Genomic DNA, 17,842 nt, shown 5'->3' with positions numbered 1-17,842 from the left:
AGTTCTGAAACCCTAAGAGGCTGTCGAGTCCTCCTCGACAGCCTCCCCGATGATCACAGCCTCCGAAGCCGTTATCGCCCTACTCTCCGCTCTTCTTGGCGGCCTCATCTTTTACCGCCTTATCCAATACAACCTGCCCTTCCTGCTCAATCGTCCGCAGCGCCTCCTCAATGGATTTCTTCTTCTCCTCGACCAATTTCAGCTCACGGTCCACGATCGGTTGGTATTGAGCGTAGAAATCGCGGGGAATTTTAATGATTTCCAGCGGACTTCCAACGTCCAAATTCGGTTTCAATTTGTAGAACACGTCCAGGTTTACGCCGTCATATTCCTTCGCTATCCCCATCTGGGACAAAAAACCGTTATTCAACGATCTCGATTTAACTTTGGCGTATTGTTCCCCGTTCACAAATTTCAGGAACTCCCAAGCGGCATCCAGATTCGGCGAGTCCGCGCGGATGGTAAAAATTTCATTAATGTCGATATCCCGGGTTGTTTCGGGTTCGGCCGGATCGACCGGCCCCGCGACGACGCCGACTTGAAAAGGTTTGTAATCCTTTAGTGTGCTTTTGGCTTCTTTCATGCTGCGCAACAAATACGCGCTGCCGGTTGTCATGGCCATACGTCCTATCAAAAAAGGCTGGCTCTGGTAATACGCTTCGATCGTTCCGCCCTGGAACCCGCCATCCTGAGGATTGTAGATCGTACCCGAATCGACCGCAGTCTTGGCCAGTTTATAGGCCTGCTTCCAGGAATCCGTATTCAGCGTGATTTTCATCGTATCCGTATTGATAGATTTTAAACCCTGGGTACCTGCGATGGCCGATGCAAGACTCTCCAGAGACATGCCGTAGTCGCTGCCAAATCCGTAGACACGGGTCTTCTCGTCGCCTTCGGTCGGAAACCGCCGGGCCGTGTCAATGATTTCCTGCCATGTCATTCCGTCATGCGGCACTTCGACGCCGTATTTAGCGAACAGATCCGCATTATAGAAGAGGGCGTTACCGTAAAAAGAAGGAGATAAGCCGTACAGCTTGCCGCCGCCTTTCTTCTTAAGAATCTCGATCAGCGCCGGATAAATGCCCTTGAGATCGTATTTGTCGCGTTTAATCAAAGTATCGAGGTCCAGCAATTTGCCTTCCGCGGCGAATTTCTCGTAAGTGTCCATTCGCAACAATACTACATCCGGCTGTTCCTTCTCCACGAGGTCCGCGAACGCTTTGTTGTAATCCTGAACCTCCTCCCTGAAAATACTAAACGGGCTGACCACTTCAATGTCGATGTTGGGATGTTTCATCGCAAACAAATCGCAATATTGTTGGAAGAAAGTCGATTCGTTTATATCGTCCATATACATGATTTTGAAACTGGAGCGCTGCTCCGTTTCCTTGGCGGGAGCACCGGAGCACCCCCCAAACACGACACCGCATAAAAGTAACAGTAGGGCCTTATGTAGCCATTTACTTCTCATCCTGACCTCCAAAACAACGTTTATTTTACTGCCGATTGTTTCACGTTTTAGAGGAAGAATTGTTACCTAAAATGTAGAAAGTAATCCGTCTATTCCTTCAAAGTACTAATGAGAACCGCTTCAGCCACCTGCTTATCTTCGTTGGATAGCCAAACCCTAACCGAGGGAGCGGGATCCCCGGTTTCTAACAAAGAGGATATATCGGAACCTGTTATTTCTTCATACTTGCTGATGACGGTATTTTCCTTGGAGGAAATATAACTGGCAAATATTTGGGTTGAGGCATTGATTTGGATATGAACATACTCATCGTCCGTTTCTTTTTCCCCAGTTGTTCGCACAGATTTAGGATTCATATAGACTGTTATTTTATTTGTTTCCACACCTGCCAAATCTCCAACCAAGTCTGCCTTTGCTTCATCCCATCCCGCCATTACCTCCTCATTTTCATAAATAAATTCGACCTTAGCCGATGAGAAAGGCAGCAAATCGGGAGCAATCATCCTAATCGCGGCGCCCCCCAAGAGTCCTGTAACCAAGAAGAAACCAATAAGAGACATCAAGAATTGATTCCGGGAGGACGTTGTTTTGCGGAACCATTTATATATACCGACACCTATAGCCCCGCCAGCAAAATTCAATAAAATATCATCGATGTCGCTGCTGCCCAAAGCCAACACATACTGAATCACTTCAAGCGCAAATGAGGTCAGCAGCAGGTAAAGAAGTGAAATGCGAAGCGGCTTGTTGTGTGCGGCATAAGCCACAAAAATCCCCAAAGGAACAAATATCGCTACATTCCCTCCGATATTCGCCAAAGCCCTCCCCATGTCCATGTTCTCACTTGTAAGAAATTCTATAATCGTATGTAATGGAATGATATTAATACTTCTTAATGCTGACATGACCCCTGAATGGAACAGTGCGGAAAAAGGAATGGTCTTAAACAAAATAACTTTAATAGCAATGAAAGCATAGGCAATAAAAATCAAGTAAAATAGGAAGATCAATAACCTGCTGCCTCCTGATTTTTCAGGGTTACTCTCCCGGTTTTCGCTCAACTTGAGGTCCACGCTTGTCACACCTTTCCTTATTTTGAAATCTATTCATATAGTTTCATCAAAAAAACGTTTATTTTGAATATTTAGTTACACTAGTACCCCGTCAGACAACCTTGATAACATAGAATTCCTGCATATCTGCATGTTTTTTTCTTGTTCGGGGCCAAAATTTCAAAATTCCTGCGATTCTGCAGGAATTTTCGGCGAAACCGGCTCGGTTCTCTAAAATCACTAGAAATTCCTGCAGATTTGCATCTTTTTTCGAATCCCCTCGTGGATCGGCCTAAATACCTGCAGATTTGCATCTTTTTGGAGTTGGAAGTGTTGGAAGTGCGCTCGGCGCCTTGATGGCCGTGGGCTTAGTACGGATTTGGATGTCTGATGGGGCACTAGCCATAAAAAAAGAACCCAACCTCTAAAGTTGGGTCCTTCCGGGACAGGGGCGGCATTCATTCGGCTTCCGTATCCGCCTTTTTCTCGGAGTAAGCGATCAGATTGACTTTTTCCCCCGTCGATTGTTCCAGTTTTTCCTCCAGATTTCGGATTTCCTGAATCAAGTGTTCCTTCTTTTCCAAGTCGGTAAACACATAATCCTGTTTCATCGCGCACCCTCCTGGCCGTTTTTGACCAGTTTTTGTAATAAGCCAGGTTTTTATGCAATCCGCCTCATCCCTTAATGGACCCGATCATCACGCCTTTCTCAAAATACTTCTGAATAAACGGATAGATGATCAATATCGGCAGCGTGGAGACGATAATCACGCCGTACTTGATCTGGTCGGCATACCGCTGCGCGTAGCCCCCGCCGTCACCGCCGGTGCCCGCCCCGCCGGCAAACACCTGGTTGGACAGCAGGATGTCCCGCAATATGATCTGCAGCGGCTGCAGTTCATTGTCCCGAATGTAAATCAAGGCCGTAAAGAAATCGTTCCAATGCCCGACCAAATAGTAGAGGCCGATCACGGAAATCAGCGCCTTGGATAGCGGCAGGGCCACCTTGAAGAAAAAGGTGAAATGGGAGCAGCCGTCGATGACCGCCGCTTCATGCAGCTCCTGCGGCAGCGAATTTTCAAAAAATGTGCGGGCGATAATCAGATAAAACACGTTCACGCAGAACGGAAGAATAAAGACCCAGATCGTGTTGGTCATATGCAGGTCTTTCATCAGCAAATAAGTCGGGATCAAGCCCCCGTTAAAGAACATCGTCACCACGAAAAGAAACATGATCACCCGTCTCGCCCGAAATTCGCGCCGGGACAGCACGTAAGCGGCCGGCATCGTAAACACCATGTTGACCAGCGTCCCGAATAACGTGTAGAACACCGTGTTGCGGTAACCCGTCCAAATCCGGGCATCCTTGAAAATCTCCTGGTATCCGAAGAAGCTGATCCCTTTCGGATAGAACAACACCTTGCCCGTCGAGACGAGGGTTGAATCGCTGAAAGAGGCGATAACGATAAAGTACAGCGGATATACGATCAGCAAAAAGATGACGGTACAGATGAACCCGAGCACCACTTTAAAGACGAGGTCTTTACCTCCGGTCCGCGGTCCGTTTAACGCTTTGCCCGCCCGCGTTCTGGTCAGCTCCATAGCCGGTCCCTCCTTTCACACGGTTTATCATTTTTAGAAGAGGCTGGTCTGCGAGGCCCGTTTGGAAATCGTGTTCATGGCGAACAGGAACACGAAGTTAATCTGCGTATTGAACAGGCCGATCGCCGAGGCCAGGCTGAACTGGTTGGAGACGATCCCGATCTTGTACACGTAGGTGGCGATCACCTCGGAGACCGGAAGGTTCAGCGAGTTCTGCATCAGGAATATTTTCTCGAATCCGGTGCTGAGAATGTTGCCCATACTGAGGATGAACAGAATGATAATCGTCGGTACGAGCGCCGGAATATCGACGTAGCGGATCGTCTGCCACCGGCTGGCTCCGTCGATTTTGGCCGCGTCGTAAAGCTGGGGATCGACCGAGGACAGCGCGGCGAGATAGATGATGCTGTTCCAGCCGCAATGCTGCCAAATATCGGACAGCACATAGACCGGGATGAACGTGGAGGTGGACGCCAGCAGATTGATATGGCCCAGCCCGATCGATTTCATGAAATGCCCGACCACCCCGGTTTCGGAGGACAGCAGCACGTTCAGCATCCCCACGAGCACGATGACCGAAATAAAATGCGGCAGATACACCGTCGTCTGCATGAGCTGCTTCATTTTTTTGCGCCGGATTTGGTTTAAGATAAGCGCCAGAACAATGGGAGCCGGAAAGCCGAGCACGATACTGGCCAGACTGATCATAAATGTGTTTCGCATCAAATCGGTGAACAGGTAGCTGTCGATAAACTGTTGAAAGTACGCCAGCCCCCGCCATTCGCCGCCGGTCAGCCCTTTGCTGAAGTCATAATCGCGAAAAGCCAGCTGAATCCCGTACATCGGAATATAGTTGAACATCAGAATCACGATAATGGCGGGCAGGATCATAATCCACAGCTGGTAGTCGCGTTTCAGAACCTGAAGTCCTTTGCGGGACGGCATAACATCTCCCCCTTACTGCTTGCTTTTGTATTCCTCGTAGTATTTCTGCATGATTTCGAGGTTCTGAGTGATGCCGGCCTTTTGGGCCTCCTTCACGTAAGCGTCCCATTCCGCCTCGATTCCGCCTTTGGTTACCCATTTCGCGAAGCTGGAATCGGCCAGATTCATCACGTTTGTATTGTTCAAACTAAGGATGTTGTTATCCATCGTGGAGTATTTGATAAACAAAGCCGGGAAGATGTCGTTGTCCAAATCGACCTTCTGCGCCTCTTTCAAAGGTTCGGACTGCGCGAGCACTTCCTGCATATCTTTGCCGAGCGTTAACTTCAGGGAATCCGGGATATAAAAAGCGCCGTGGTCCGCCATCGTGGACGTCCATTTCCAGGTTCCCGGGTCCATCTCCGCCTTGGCCGGAGGCAGAACGGTATAGCTGCCGTCTCCGTTATCCTTGATATTCGGGCCGATGGAACCGAACAGCACCTGCATGCCCACCTTTGGATCGTATAATTCGTTAATAAACCGCATGGCCGCTTCCTTATGCTTGGTTTTGGCCGACATCACGATATGGTTCACGCCGTAGTTCAGGTTGTAATGGTCGTAGCTCCAGCTCAGCTTCCCGGTATAATCGGCGGAGACCTTCAGCGGGGACATGGACACATACTGCGGGGCAAGCTGTTCCCCGAAGCGGTCCGAGGCCACCCAGCCCCAGGTGAACCCGACCTTTGCGATATCTCCCTCGCCGCGGGCGACAGACTGGAACTTCGTATAATCATGGGTAAACACTTCCTTATTGATTAAGCCGGCCTTGTACAGTTTGTTCAGGAAGGCGACCATCATTTTGTAGCGGTCATCGATCAGAAAATTCTTCACCTGGCCGCCCTCGACGAAGTAGCCCTCCGCGTTCCCGTCGGAGAGGGTGACGCCCATGCTGCCGAGCAGCACTGCCGGATTGAAGTAGCCGCCGATGCCGCCCGGCCAATCCATCGGGATTTCATCGTTCGGATCCCCGTTGCCGTTGGCATCCTTCTCCTTGAAAGCGACGAGCACTTCATACAGCTCATCCCAGGTCGTCGGCATGGCGAGGCCCAGTTCATCCAGCCACTTTTGGTTGATGTACTGTCGTTGGGCGGACGAAGGCCAGAAGCGCTGATACTTCGGGAGACCGTAGATCTTTCCGTCGGGCTGGGTGGCGATGAGCTTGGTCTCCGGCTTTTCCTTGAACATGTTCTGCACGTTCGGCGCCTGATCCAGCATCGTGGACAGATCCTGGAACAACCCCTGGAACTGGGCGAAATCGGCATCCGTAATGACATTCGGTCCGATGAACAGATCCGGAATATCGCCGCTGGCCAGCATCGTTCCTTTCTTTTGCCCCCAGTCGGACGTGATCTCTTGCCATTCGATCTCTACCCCCGCGGCTTCCTCCACCTGCTGGAGCCACTCCATTTCCTTCAGCGGCTTGGTGAGCGGATGCTTGGTCATGATCGCCGTCAGCTTCACCTTTTCACCCGACGCCTCCCCGGATGCCTCCGCGGATTCCTTGCTCTCTCCCCCCGAACCGCACCCGGACAACAGCATGGCCATGATGATGACGAGCGACGTGAAAACGGTTACCTTTTTCCGCATTTCTCTACCTCCACACGTTGGATTTGGGCACATCGATTGGATCGCTGCCACAGTTTCGCCTGGCTTAAGCCGGCACCTATGACTGTAACGGGAGGTTCCGGGCCGCGTATACGGGCAGTTTTCCGGCGGTTCACACTTTTTGAAAGCGCTTAATAATGGCGGAAGATTCAAATTTTGTGGATCTTCAAAAAATGAACGTTCTACTCCACTTAACTCCTTATTAACGGGAAAAACTCCGGTTAATTTTCCTCTCCGGGTCCCTGAATCCGATTTAGCTGGAAAAGCTCCATCTATTTCGCGGCCAAACCGCCGAAATAGCCTAGTTTCAGGCGCATTAGCGGGAGGTTTTCCAGCTAATTTGCCTCTACAGCCGCATAGGACCCAAATAAAGGGAGGTTTTCCCGTTATTTGGGTCTCCCAGCCTCCTACGACGAATGCGGATCACCCTCCGGGTTATTAGATTTGAATTTAAGATCAGCCATTCCGTGAAGCCATCGGGCTCCCGCTAGGCAGTTCTTCCTTGAGCGTGGATTCTGCGGCCCGGGTGGAAGATGATAGGTTGGATAACGCGCCGGGACTCAGTTCTTATGAGTTTGGCGGTATTGCCCGGGAGTGGTGCCCACGATTTTTTTGAAGGTTCGGATAAAACTCGAGGTATTGGTGAAACCGACCCGGGCAGAGATCGAATCCAACGTTTCCTCGCTCTCCCGAAGCAGTTGCACGGACTTCTGGATCCGGAGGCGGTCGAGGGTTTCCTTGAAGTTCTGCCCCACCGTTTTTTTGAAATGGTGGCTGAAATTTGAAACCGACATCCCGAAATGGTCGGCCATCAGCTGCAAGGAGCAGTTCGGGTCCAGGCTCTTCGCTTCAAGGACCGCAAGGATTTCCTCCCGGGTGGCCGAGCGGGCGGACGCCGGCAGCGTCTCCCGAATCATCTCGCAGAGCTTGGCGCTGCTCTCCCGCAGAATCCCCGTCATTTGCTCCAGCGTATAGCGCGGCTGAAAGGCGGCATCCGTCAGGCGCAGCAAGCGCTGATCGTCATCCCGGAAGCGCTGCAGCCCGTTAAAAATCACGCTGGCCGTGTTCAAATAGATGCTGCGCAGCATGTGCGGGGACAGCCCCTCCCCGCTTATATAACCGATGATGCGCTCGACCAGCGATTCTACTTGGGCGGCTTCATTTTTCAGAATCGACAATTCCAGGGACTGCAGCAGTTCGGCGAAATAAGAGACCGTTCCGGACGATGACACCTCGATCTCCTCAAAGCAGAGGATGCGGGAAGTGCCGCGGAGCCGCAGTTGCTCCACCGTCCGCAGCGCCTGCAAATAGGAAACGTGCGCCCCGTGGGGACAGCGGGCTTCCGCCGGACTACCGATCCCGACGAGGGTCCTCTCCCGGATTTCGGCCTGGAGCGCCTCCTGCAGCTGCGCCAAATGCGCTTTCGCCGGAACGCCCGCTTCATGCGAGCAGACCAGGATGATTTCGTGATGATACATACTTTTGAAAAAATACCCCCGGATCGCTTCGGGCAGCTCGGACTCCCGGGTTTTACAAAACTCAAGCACCCGGTTCGTCTCCCCGCCCCGCTCGGCTTCGCAGGAGAGGACGGCTACCGTCAGGCTGGGGCCATTCAGGACAATTCCCGCCCGGGACGCCTCCCGTTCAAAATCCTCCCAGGCCGTGAAATGGCCGTTCACCAGCTCGAGCAGCACATTGTCCCGCAGGTAGGGAAGCGTTCCCTTGACTTCCTCGTCCAGCCGGCTGTTGGCCGCGGACAGTCCGTCCAGGGTATAGCGGATCGTCTCGATTTCGTTCATCGACCTCGAGGCTCCCGGTTCAAAAAGCCCCGTAGCAAACTCGACCAACCGTTTGATCGGGTGGTAGTTTTTGCGGATCGAAATGTAGATTACGATCACTTCCAGCAAAAGAATCAGTCCGACCAGGAGCGCCGTGTTCCATTGAATCGCGCGTATGTCCTGCAAGGTTGCCGATTCCGGGAGCATACTGACGTACTTCCAGCCGTTTTTCTCCGAAACCGTCGCGGAAATGAGGTAGGAAACGCCGTTGATCTTGTGGATGCCGGATACGAGGCCTGACGCCTGGCCCATCCGGTCCACCAGCCGGGACAGGTCGTCCGAGCTGCGGTACAGCGACCCGTTTGAGGCCACCAGCGGTTTTCCCTGCCCGTCAAAAATAAAAAACTCCCCGCGGTACGTTTCGGAAACCGATTTCATCATGCGGAGAATCGTATCCTCCCGCACCATAATCAGCACCGCGCCGGGGGAGTGGGAGCCGCCGACCGGCAGCGGTTGCAGGAAAGTCAGCATCCGCACGCGGTTATGCCCCGGAATGATCACATCCTCCACGGGCCGGACGACAGGGGAGTCCAGCGTATTCAGCGTCTCCGCCAAATCCTCGTACGGCCAGTTTTCGTAGTAAAAGCCGATTCCCGGCTTCGCCATATCCTCCATCATGTATGCGCTTCCAGTTTTGGAGAACAAATAACCGATGTTCTTTACGTACAGCAAGGTGTTGTAGATAAAAGCATCGGTCGCGTTGTATTTTTTCATTTCATTGGCAATCAGCACCCGCTGATAGTCACTCTCTTCCGCCCGGTACATTCGAAACTCGCGGTTCTGCACCAGCTCGAACGGCAGATTATAGACATAGCGCGTGAACGTATCCATGGAAGTCATGAACTGCTCCGTAATATGGGCGTTCCAGTCCAGCTCCTTCTGCTTCACGACCTCTGCCGAGTACGGATAGTAATAAAACAACAGAATCATCACCGGAAACAGCAGTACGAGCAGATAAGAAATCAACAGCTTTGTCAGCAAATTCACCTTGTTTCTTCCCAATCCGGTCCCACCTTCCTATTCCAACTGTCAGCTTTTTTTATCGTAACGTTGAGGCGGGGGATTGGCAATAGAGTGAATTCAGTTCTTCCGGGCGTGAACTCAAACTGTGGTCCATCCCCATGGCTTGCGGAAATAATAGCCGCTATAACTGCATAAAATACCGATTTCAGTTTTTAACGGTAATAGTAGCTGCTATTTTGCCAAAATGCGGCCATTTGAGGTGTGATTGCGGAAAATAGGCGCTATGATTTCCGTTATAATCGGGAAACGGCAATTTTACGCGAAATAGCAGCTCCTGTGTCCGTTACCATTCCGGCATTTGCTCAAAGGACACATTTTACTAAATTAACGGGAAGGATTCCCGCAAATTCAATTCAATTCACAAAAAAAACAAGGGCCGCGCCCCGCGTCCCCTGCCTTCCAAGCGGTTAAATTCCCCACTTTAGACCTTCTTCACAAACTCCGATTTAAGCTTCATCGCCCCGAATCCGTCGATTTTGCAATCGATGTTGTGGTCTCCGTCCTCGATCAGCCGGATACTCTTGACCTTCGTTCCTATTTTCAAAACGGACGAGCTCCCCTTCACCTTCAAATCCTTGGTAATCGTTACCGAGTCGCCATCCTGCAGCACGTTTCCGTTGGCATCCTTGACCGTTTTGGCGCCCTCAACCGGCTCCGTCCCGCTCTCGGACCCGGGCATCCACTCATGGGCACACTCCGGACAAACCAATAGACTACCGTCCTCATAGGTATATTCCGATCCGCACTGCGGGCAATTAGGCAAATTAGACATTTTATGTTCTCCAATCCTATTTAATATATTGCAATTGTATCATATGCGGAAAAAGAAAGAGCCCCGGAGGGTGTTCCTCCGGAGCACTTTCTATGTTATTTCACCTGTTCGCCACCTTCGGCCCGTGCTTCGAAATCATGGCTGTAGGAAGCTTCCATAATATTTTGATATGCCCAATGAGCGGTCTCAACGTCACTCCAAAACCGAATGTCTACGCCGTACAAAGGACCTCGGTTGAATAACCGGTTCACGACGGTGACGGTTTCGGCACGGGTGAGCTCCTTCGACGGAGCAAAGCTGCTGTCTTGGTAGCCAGCGATCACGCCGGACGCTTTACCCGCCGCGATATAACCCGCGGCCCAGTGGCCCTGGATATCGTTGAAGGCGCCACTTGCCTCCGCCTCGCCCAGCGGGGTCAGCTGCTTAATTCTGGCGGCGGTCACCGCCATCTCGGCGCGGGTTACGGCCGCTTCCGGCCGGAAATTTCCCCGCTCGTCCCCGATCATCAGGTTCTTCTCTTTTACAAACGAAATCGCTCCATTGGCCCAATAGCCGTCCGCCATATCCGGGTAAACCGCGCGGCTTGCCGTACCCGCATAGCCCAGGTTCCGCGCCAGCATCATGGCCATCTCCGCCCGGGTCACGGAACGATCGGGCTTAAAGGTGCCATCAGGGTAACCCTTGATGTAAGCCTGATGAGCGGTCAGGTCTTTTCCATCCCAACTTAAAATGGTAAAAGTACTGAATTTATTCACTTGGAACTGGAGCCCCTGCTCCCCGCTTCCATAATCCACAACCGAACCGCGAACCAATTCCTTTGATCCATCGCTATGTTCGATGTAAATCGCCAGGGAATCGAGGAAGGCCTTTTTCTCCTGCTCGCTGGCCGGCATAGTTACATCGCGCAGCGGCAGCACCAAAGTAACCGGACGGCTCTGCATATTGGTTTCGATTGTCATCGGACGGCTGACTACGAACGGTGCCAAGTCCTTCGAGATGGTTGTAACCACAGTCTCTTTTACGGCGCGGTCGCGGATAACCTCTTGTTCGGACTTTTGTTTCACCGGCACCAGCCGGAAATACAAATCATCCGGGAAGTTCAACAGCGAGCCGTTTGGCACCAGCACGCTGCCGTTCTCCGTATAAATCCCCAGGTTTTTGCCCCCGGAACTTACGACATTCAACGCGGCAACCGGTACGTTGACTTTGGTCTCGCCGACCTCGTCCTCCTCGTCCGGAATGACGACTCGTACGGTCGGCTGATTTGCGGCGATGGCCTTGTCCACCGCTTCCTGCGCCTTCTCCCGGCCGAGGGTCACGTTGTCCTTGACGATACCGTCCGTTCCGGTGGTACGCTGAATTTTTGCTTTGGAAACTTCGGACTGACCTTGGCCCATATCCACAATGACTTCAATTTCCTTGGTGTTGCCGGCCGGTGCCGATGCTGAGCTGCCGCCTGAACCGCCGGAGGTGCTGCTGCCGGATCCTCCAGTAGACCCGCCTGTGGATCCACCATTAGACCCGCCGCCAGTTCCTCCACCGGAGCCGCCGTTTCCGGCCGATCCGCCGTCGGATGGGTCCGGGTTCGATCCCGGAGCCGCAGCAAGGATGGTCAAATCAAATGTTCCAATGGTTTGACTGGCATCTGCTGCTGTTGCTTTTACGGTTACGGTTCCCGCTGCGTTGGCAGTCAACAAGCCCGCATCGGAAATGACGGCAGAGCCCGTTTCATTCGCAACCGTCCAAATCACGTTCTTGTTGGTCGCGTTGGACGGTTTAACCTCTGCGCTGAATTGAAGCTTGTTTCCGGCAGTGACCGAGGTGGCTGATCCTTCGCTCGTCACTACGATCTCGTTCACCAGAATCGGCGTCACCGTGATCTCCTGGGTCGCAAAAACACCGCTGCCGTCGGCCGCCGTGGCGGTGACGGTTACCTTCCCAACCCCCGTCGCCGTGAGTAGTCCGGTTGCGGCATCCACTGTCGCCGAGCCCGTTCCGTTCTGCACGTTCCAAGTCACTCCGCGGTTATGGGCGCTGTCCGGTTGTACGCTTGCGTTCAACTGCAACGTATTTTCAACCTGAACGGTGTCGGGCGAAGTGATCGCGATGGAAGATACGGGGATGGCCGGAGGCGCCTTGACCGTAATTGTCTTGCTTCCGCTAACTGCCGGGTTTTGCACCGAAGTTGCGACAATTTTCACTTCACCGGGAGTTAATCCGCTAACTTCACCGCTAACGGGGTGAATCACGGCTTGGCCGTCCAGAGGCTCTACGCTCCAGGTTACCCGTTTATCCGTCGCGTTTGACGGTGCCACGGTTGCGGTCATGGGCAGCGTGCCCCCAGTATAGACTTCATCAGTCAAAGAAGATACCGTAATTCCGCTCACATCCACTTGCGGCGGAACAATTTCAATTTGCATCGTGTCTTTCACATTAGGGTTCCCGACGGATATGGCCATCACTTCGGCTCTACCGGTCTGAGTTGTGGTCAACACGCCATTCTCATCGAAGCTTCCGTAGCCTCCCGGCAGGGTAACGGGCCGCCCCTGATCGTCTGTCCCCGGAGTCGGCAGGCCGTTAATCGACCATGTCACCTTTTTGTTAAAAGCGTCCGTGGGCTGAATATCCGCTATAAAGTGTAAGGACTCGCCCAACGTAACCTGGGTTGTATTTTCTTGATTGCTGATCGTCATACTGGCGGGCAAAGTCTGCCCTTTAACCATAATCTGCTTTGTAGCCCGGATGACGTTGTTCTCGTCAGCCAAGGCGTACACCTCGACGATCCCCGGATAAATTCCCCACAAAATACCGGTCTCCGAATCAATGTTCGCTACCCCGTCCCTGTATAGAACCATCCAATGAATTCCTTGATTCGTGGCATCGGTCGGTAGCACTCGGGCGGTCAGCTGCACGGATTCCCCCACGTACACTTCCTCGACATCCCCGGTAATTTCGACGCTGTCCACATTAACAATTGCAGCCGTTGCATAGGCAGCTTCCGTTCCCGCATAGGCGGAGGTCAACACGAAACTTGCCGATAATACGATAGATAGAACCGCTGATAACCATTTGTTCTTTTTCAATTCTGGGTTGCTCCTTCTTGGATGAAATAAACTTTAGCGACGTTCCATCTCTCATTACGTTCCGATGTTCTCTTGTCTGTAAATTCCTGCTGTCTCCGCCCTTTCCTTATGGAGTGTTAATTTGCAATAAGTCTTTATCGGAATAAATTTAGAGGATTTTAATATTGCCGCCATGAAATAATTTTTGCCAAAAAAACACCCCTCTCGGAAAACGAGTTGACGTTTCCTAAAGAGGGGGAGATATCGGATTGTGTTGTTTAATCCAGATGAGTTGTGGCATCAATCCGCTGCATGCCGCACTGCATCCTTGAGTCAGAAAACGGAGGCAAGGCTTCATCATTCGGACAGGAAGCCGCTATTCAGCGTGGGTCGCCAAATTTTATCGGTGCACCCGTGTAGGGTGCGACTTTGATTTCGTCACCTGGAAACATGATAGTCTGTATATTTCAATCCACGGACCCGCGTAGGGTGCGACAGCTGCCGGTACACGAACGCCCGCTCCGACGCGAATTTCAATCCACGCACCCGCGTAGGGTGCGACATTGCCGGTTACGTGATCGACAGCCTTGTATACCTTATTTCAATCCACGCACCCGCGTAGGGTGCGACGAGCAGGGCTTGATTATCTCTTACTGTGGCGGGAATATTTCAATCCACGCACCCGCGTAGGGTGCGACGCTGGACCGATTTGGGGTTATCGAGTCCTGAGAGCTATTTCAATCCACGCACCCGCGTAGGGTGCGACCCCAATAAGGCAGTGACCAAAAACTGCACGTTGCCATTTCAATCCACGCACCCGCGTAGGGTGCGACATTCTTTCTTCCGATCCTGCTTTGTACCGTGCCTATTTCAATCCACGCACCCGCGTAGGGTGCGACGAGGGCACGGCAAAGGCTCCATGCGGTCCATACACAATTTCAATCCACGCACCCGCGTAGGGTGCGACCTTTTTGTCTGCTGTAACGTGGATGTCTACGTTGATTTCAATCCACGCACCCGCGTAGGGTGCGACGATGTCCTTCAGGCTGCCTGTATCGTCCACCCGATATTTCAATCCACGCACCCGCGTAGAGTGCGACAAGTTCCTTATACTTGGCCGCTTGCTCAGCTATATTTCAATCCACGCACCCGCGTAGGGTGCGACATTCTCGATGAGTACGGTCCTTTGCGCGTATTAGTATTTCAATCCACGCACCCGCGTAGGGTGCGACACGGTCAACAATCGCCCCGTAGCGTCGAACCACGATTTCAATCCACGCACCCGCGTAGGGTGCGACTGGGTGATATTCCGTTTCTTCCCATCCTTTATAAATTTCAATCCACGCACCCGCGTAGGGTGCGACGCGGAGGATATCGAGCGCCACGTCAAGGACATCGAATTTCAATCCACGCACCCGCGTAGGGTGCGACACTGATTCACGGGCAGATACGTTACCGTCATTTCATTTCAATCCACGCACCCGCGTAGGGTGCGACAAGAACGATCAAGACAGAAATCATCAACCCATTTGATTTCAATCCACGCACCCGCGTAGGGTGCGACGTTATACATCGAATACCACCTGCGTCACTTGTCCTTATTTCAATCCACGCACCCGCGTAGGGTGCGACCCGGAAGCTCCCTCTACTTGAACCGTCCTATTCTTATTTCAATCCACGCACCCGCGTAGGGTGCGACGCTGATCTGCTGGCCAATCTCGACACAATCGAGCAATTTCAATCCACGCACCCGCGTAGGGTGCGACTTCACTCGCCATTCCCCCTAATCCTTGATCAATCATTTCAATCCACGCACCCGCGTAGGGTGCGACATCCGGAATCCGATGATGATACGGATGATCTGCAATTTCAATCCACGCACCCGCGTAGGGTGCGACATAAATATTTTATCGTTGACAGTGGACACCATCATTTCAATCCACGCACCCGCGTAGGGTGCGACATATCGTGCAGTTCCTTTGTACACCGTGTTGTCCTATTTCAATCCACGCACCCGCGTAGGGTGCGACAAATAACATGGCTACAATCAAACGTTTGACTATTATTTCAATCCACGCACCCGCGTAGGGTGCGACCTTCGCGCGCCCCCGGCCAAAGTTCTGTTTCCTGATTATTTCAATCCACGCACCCGCGTAGGGTGCGACATTAAGTGTGACTTCTGGATGGACGAGCATAATATTTCAATCCACGCACCCGCGTAGGGTGCGACTAAATACAACAGCGACTAAAGCCAATCCACCCCAATTTCAATCCACGCACCCGCGTAGGGTGCGACACATCGTTTGCCATGGCGGCGAGCACCTTTCTAGGATTTCAATCCACGCACCCGCGTAGGGTGCGACGAGAGCCAACTTTGTTGCTCCTTTCAGTCAAAACGATATTTCAATCCACGCACCCGCGTAGGGTGCGACCAACCATAGCCAGTTCTTTTGCCATATCCAGTTTGAATTTCAATCCACGCACCCGCGTAGGGTGCGACGACCAAACGCCCTTAAAAAGTTTGCCAGCGGCAAAGATTTCAATCCACGCACCCGCGTAGGGTGCGACTACGCCCACTTTTTCAAGTTTATCCCTCCATCGATAATTTCAATCCACGCACCCGCGTAGGGTGCGACTACGCCCACTTTTTCAAGTTTATCCCTCCATCGATAATTTCAATCCACGCACCCGCGTAGGGTGCGACTTGGCCGCCGTTTGCATATGGACGGACACCCATAAATTTCAATCCACGCACCCGCGTAGGGTGCGACGGGCAAGCTGGTCCTGTTTGACGAGGCGGAGTATGAATTTCAATCCACGCACCCGCGTAGGGTGCGACGGAAAATCTTTGATGGGCACCGTGGATAAGGTTGATTTCAATCCACGCACCCGCGTAGGGTGCGACGACGATTGAAATCCGAAAGGTCCTGGGGTGGTAATTTCAATCCACGCACCCGCGTAGGGTGCGACAGGGATACCATAGCGTTCTACAGCTTTCCTAAAGATTTCAATCCACGCACCCGCGTAGGGTGCGACCATAGACATCGTGGTAGAGGCGCTGCGCAGACATATATTTCAATCCACGCACCCGCGTAGGGTGCGACGAGCTGTTGGAGGCATTTTTACCACCTTAACCACTTATTTCAATCCACGCACCCGCGTAGGGTGCGACATACCGTCCGGAATACCAGGGATCGCAACAAATATTTCAATCCACGCACCCGCGTAGGGTGCGACGTTAAAGTAAATATCCCCGTAGGCGGATTAAAAATTTCAATCCACGCACCCGCGTAGGGTGCGACCCACTCCATGTTAAAGTCCAGGACTGTGGCGTAATTTCAATCCACGCACCCGCGTAGGGTGCGACTTCCGATTGGTGAATTTTTAAACCAGGACTCTTTAATTTCAATCCACGCACCCGCGTAGGGTGCGACAAGGGGATTATTTTTCCCTTTTGTCGCGGAGCTTGGATTTCAATCCACGCACCCGCGTAGGGTGCGACGGCCTTGGTCACATAGGTATTTGCGCCAAGGTCATATTTCAATCCACGCACCCGCGTAGGGTGCGACGTCGAGTTGGATTGATGACGAAGACGGTACGGAGATTTCAATCCACGCACCCGCGTAGGGTGCGACGCTGTTTTGGCGGCAAAGGCAGCAGGGGTACACCCATTTCAATCCACGCACCCGCGTAGGGTGCGACTAGGTTTATTTGTGTCATCGTCCTTTTTATCGATATTTCAATCCACGCACCCGCGTAGGGTGCGACGGTCATCTGGTCTTTCTTTATCATTTTGGGGTATCCATTTCAATCCACGCACCCGCGTAGGGTGCGACATGACGCTACCATTGATAAAGGTCCATTCGTGCTTGATTTCAATCCACGCACCCGCGTAGGGTGCGACATTCAAGACATATGTACAAAACCCGAGCTTTTGTATTTCAATCCACGCACCCGCGTAGGGTGCGACTCCGATTTTTACTACAAGAAAAGTAATAAAATATAAATACTGTTAATATAGACTCCTTGATTAGCGCATTCCTTCTTTTTTACAATGAAAAGATTTAGCTTTTATGGAAATTAATTTAAATTTCATGGTGCGAATCCCCCGGGAAAATCATGTTCGCTTCACATTCGCACTACAGAATGAGGGGGCCCTCCAAGTCGAGGGCGGCCTTAATTCCCACATGTTCCACTTTATTCTTATACTGATTCCCCAACTGATAAAATCGGAGGCTATCTTGCTCCGGATCAATGAGTTCCATCAACCTGATTTTTAGCGTCGCCCATTGCGCCGCGTCAACGATACACTCGAATACGGAGTTTTGAACACGCTGTCCATAATTTTGACATGCTTTAGAAACCTGTCGTAATCTTCTTTGTCCTGCTGCATCAACGGTACTTACATCATAAGTAATCAGTACCAGCATCCG

The 17,842-nt window shown here is 52.1% G+C and carries 10 protein-coding genes and 1 CRISPR repeat array; all 10 genes read right to left on the bottom strand.

Going from position 1 to position 17,842, the window contains the following annotated elements; genetic code table 11:
* Positions 1–79: 79 nt before the first annotated feature.
* Entirely contained in the window at positions 80–1,471 is a 1,392-nt protein-coding gene (locus V4U84_RS17920) for an ABC transporter substrate-binding protein (RefSeq protein ID WP_334077632.1), read from the bottom strand.
* Positions 1,472–1,560: 89 nt separating this feature from the next.
* Positions 1,561–2,544, bottom strand: a complete 984-nt coding sequence (locus tag V4U84_RS17915; protein ID WP_334077631.1) for a VanZ family protein — start codon at positions 2,542–2,544, stop codon at positions 1,561–1,563.
* Between the two features lie 437 nt (positions 2,545–2,981).
* Entirely contained in the window at positions 2,982–3,134 is a 153-nt protein-coding gene (locus V4U84_RS17910) for a hypothetical protein (protein WP_334074189.1), read from the bottom strand.
* A 64-nt stretch (positions 3,135–3,198) separates the two neighbouring features.
* Complete coding sequence (locus V4U84_RS17905) at positions 3,199–4,125, bottom strand: carbohydrate ABC transporter permease (protein ID WP_334074188.1); 927 nt, start codon at positions 4,123–4,125, stop codon at positions 3,199–3,201.
* 33 nt (positions 4,126–4,158) lie between these two features.
* On the bottom strand, positions 4,159–5,070 hold the full coding sequence (locus V4U84_RS17900; RefSeq protein WP_334074187.1) for an ABC transporter permease: 912 nt from the start codon (positions 5,068–5,070) through the stop codon (positions 4,159–4,161).
* Positions 5,071–5,082: 12 nt separating this feature from the next.
* The gene (locus V4U84_RS17895; RefSeq protein WP_334074186.1) at positions 5,083–6,696 is read right to left on the bottom strand and encodes an ABC transporter substrate-binding protein; all 1,614 of its coding nucleotides are present in this window, start codon (positions 6,694–6,696) and stop codon (positions 5,083–5,085) included.
* A 578-nt stretch (positions 6,697–7,274) separates the two neighbouring features.
* Positions 7,275–9,554 carry a helix-turn-helix domain-containing protein gene (locus tag V4U84_RS17890; protein WP_334074185.1) on the bottom strand — a complete coding sequence of 760 codons (2,280 nt, stop codon included), beginning with the start codon at positions 9,552–9,554 and terminating at the stop codon, positions 7,275–7,277.
* A 442-nt stretch (positions 9,555–9,996) separates the two neighbouring features.
* Positions 9,997–10,347 carry a zinc ribbon domain-containing protein YjdM gene (locus V4U84_RS17885; RefSeq protein WP_334074184.1) on the bottom strand — a complete coding sequence of 117 codons (351 nt, stop codon included), beginning with the start codon at positions 10,345–10,347 and terminating at the stop codon, positions 9,997–9,999.
* Between the two features lie 95 nt (positions 10,348–10,442).
* Positions 10,443–13,430 (bottom strand): Ig-like domain-containing protein, encoded by a 2,988-nt coding sequence (locus V4U84_RS17880; RefSeq protein ID WP_334074183.1) that lies wholly within the window; start codon positions 13,428–13,430, stop codon positions 10,443–10,445.
* Positions 13,431–13,873: 443 nt separating this feature from the next.
* A CRISPR array of direct repeats spans positions 13,874–17,379; the repeat unit is 32 nt; unit sequence ATTTCAATCCACGCACCCGCGTAGGGTGCGAC.
* Positions 17,380–17,548: 169 nt separating this feature from the next.
* Positions 17,549–17,839, bottom strand: coding sequence for a CRISPR-associated endonuclease Cas2 (gene cas2, locus V4U84_RS17875; RefSeq protein ID WP_334077630.1), 291 nt, complete (start codon positions 17,837–17,839; stop codon positions 17,549–17,551).
* Positions 17,840–17,842 lie beyond the last annotated feature (3 nt).

This window comes from Paenibacillus sanfengchensis (genome assembly GCF_036864765.1).
Taxonomy (GTDB): Bacteria; Bacillota; Bacilli; order Paenibacillales; family Paenibacillaceae; genus Fontibacillus; species Fontibacillus sanfengchensis.
Note: the sequence above shows the minus strand (reverse complement) of the source record. Positions and strands in the feature narration are given on the sequence as shown.

Bases quoted from the DNA above. Each gene is read 5' to 3' on its own strand.
- V4U84_RS17900 (WP_334074187.1), bottom strand. From the start codon at position 5,070: ATGCCGTCCCGCAAAGGACTTCAGGTTCTGAAACGCGACTACCAGCTG.
- V4U84_RS17895 (WP_334074186.1), bottom strand. From the start codon at position 6,696: ATGCGGAAAAAGGTAACCGTTTTCACGTCGCTCGTCATCATCATGGCC.
- V4U84_RS17905 (WP_334074188.1), bottom strand. From the start codon at position 4,125: ATGGAGCTGACCAGAACGCGGGCGGGCAAAGCGTTAAACGGACCGCGG.
- V4U84_RS17910 (WP_334074189.1), bottom strand. From the start codon at position 3,134: ATGAAACAGGATTATGTGTTTACCGACTTGGAAAAGAAGGAACACTTG.
- V4U84_RS17920 (WP_334077632.1), bottom strand. From the start codon at position 1,471: ATGAGAAGTAAATGGCTACATAAGGCCCTACTGTTACTTTTATGCGGT.
- V4U84_RS17885 (WP_334074184.1), bottom strand. From the start codon at position 10,347: ATGTCTAATTTGCCTAATTGCCCGCAGTGCGGATCGGAATATACCTAT.
- cas2 (WP_334077630.1), bottom strand. From the start codon at position 17,839: ATGCTGGTACTGATTACTTATGATGTAAGTACCGTTGATGCAGCAGGA.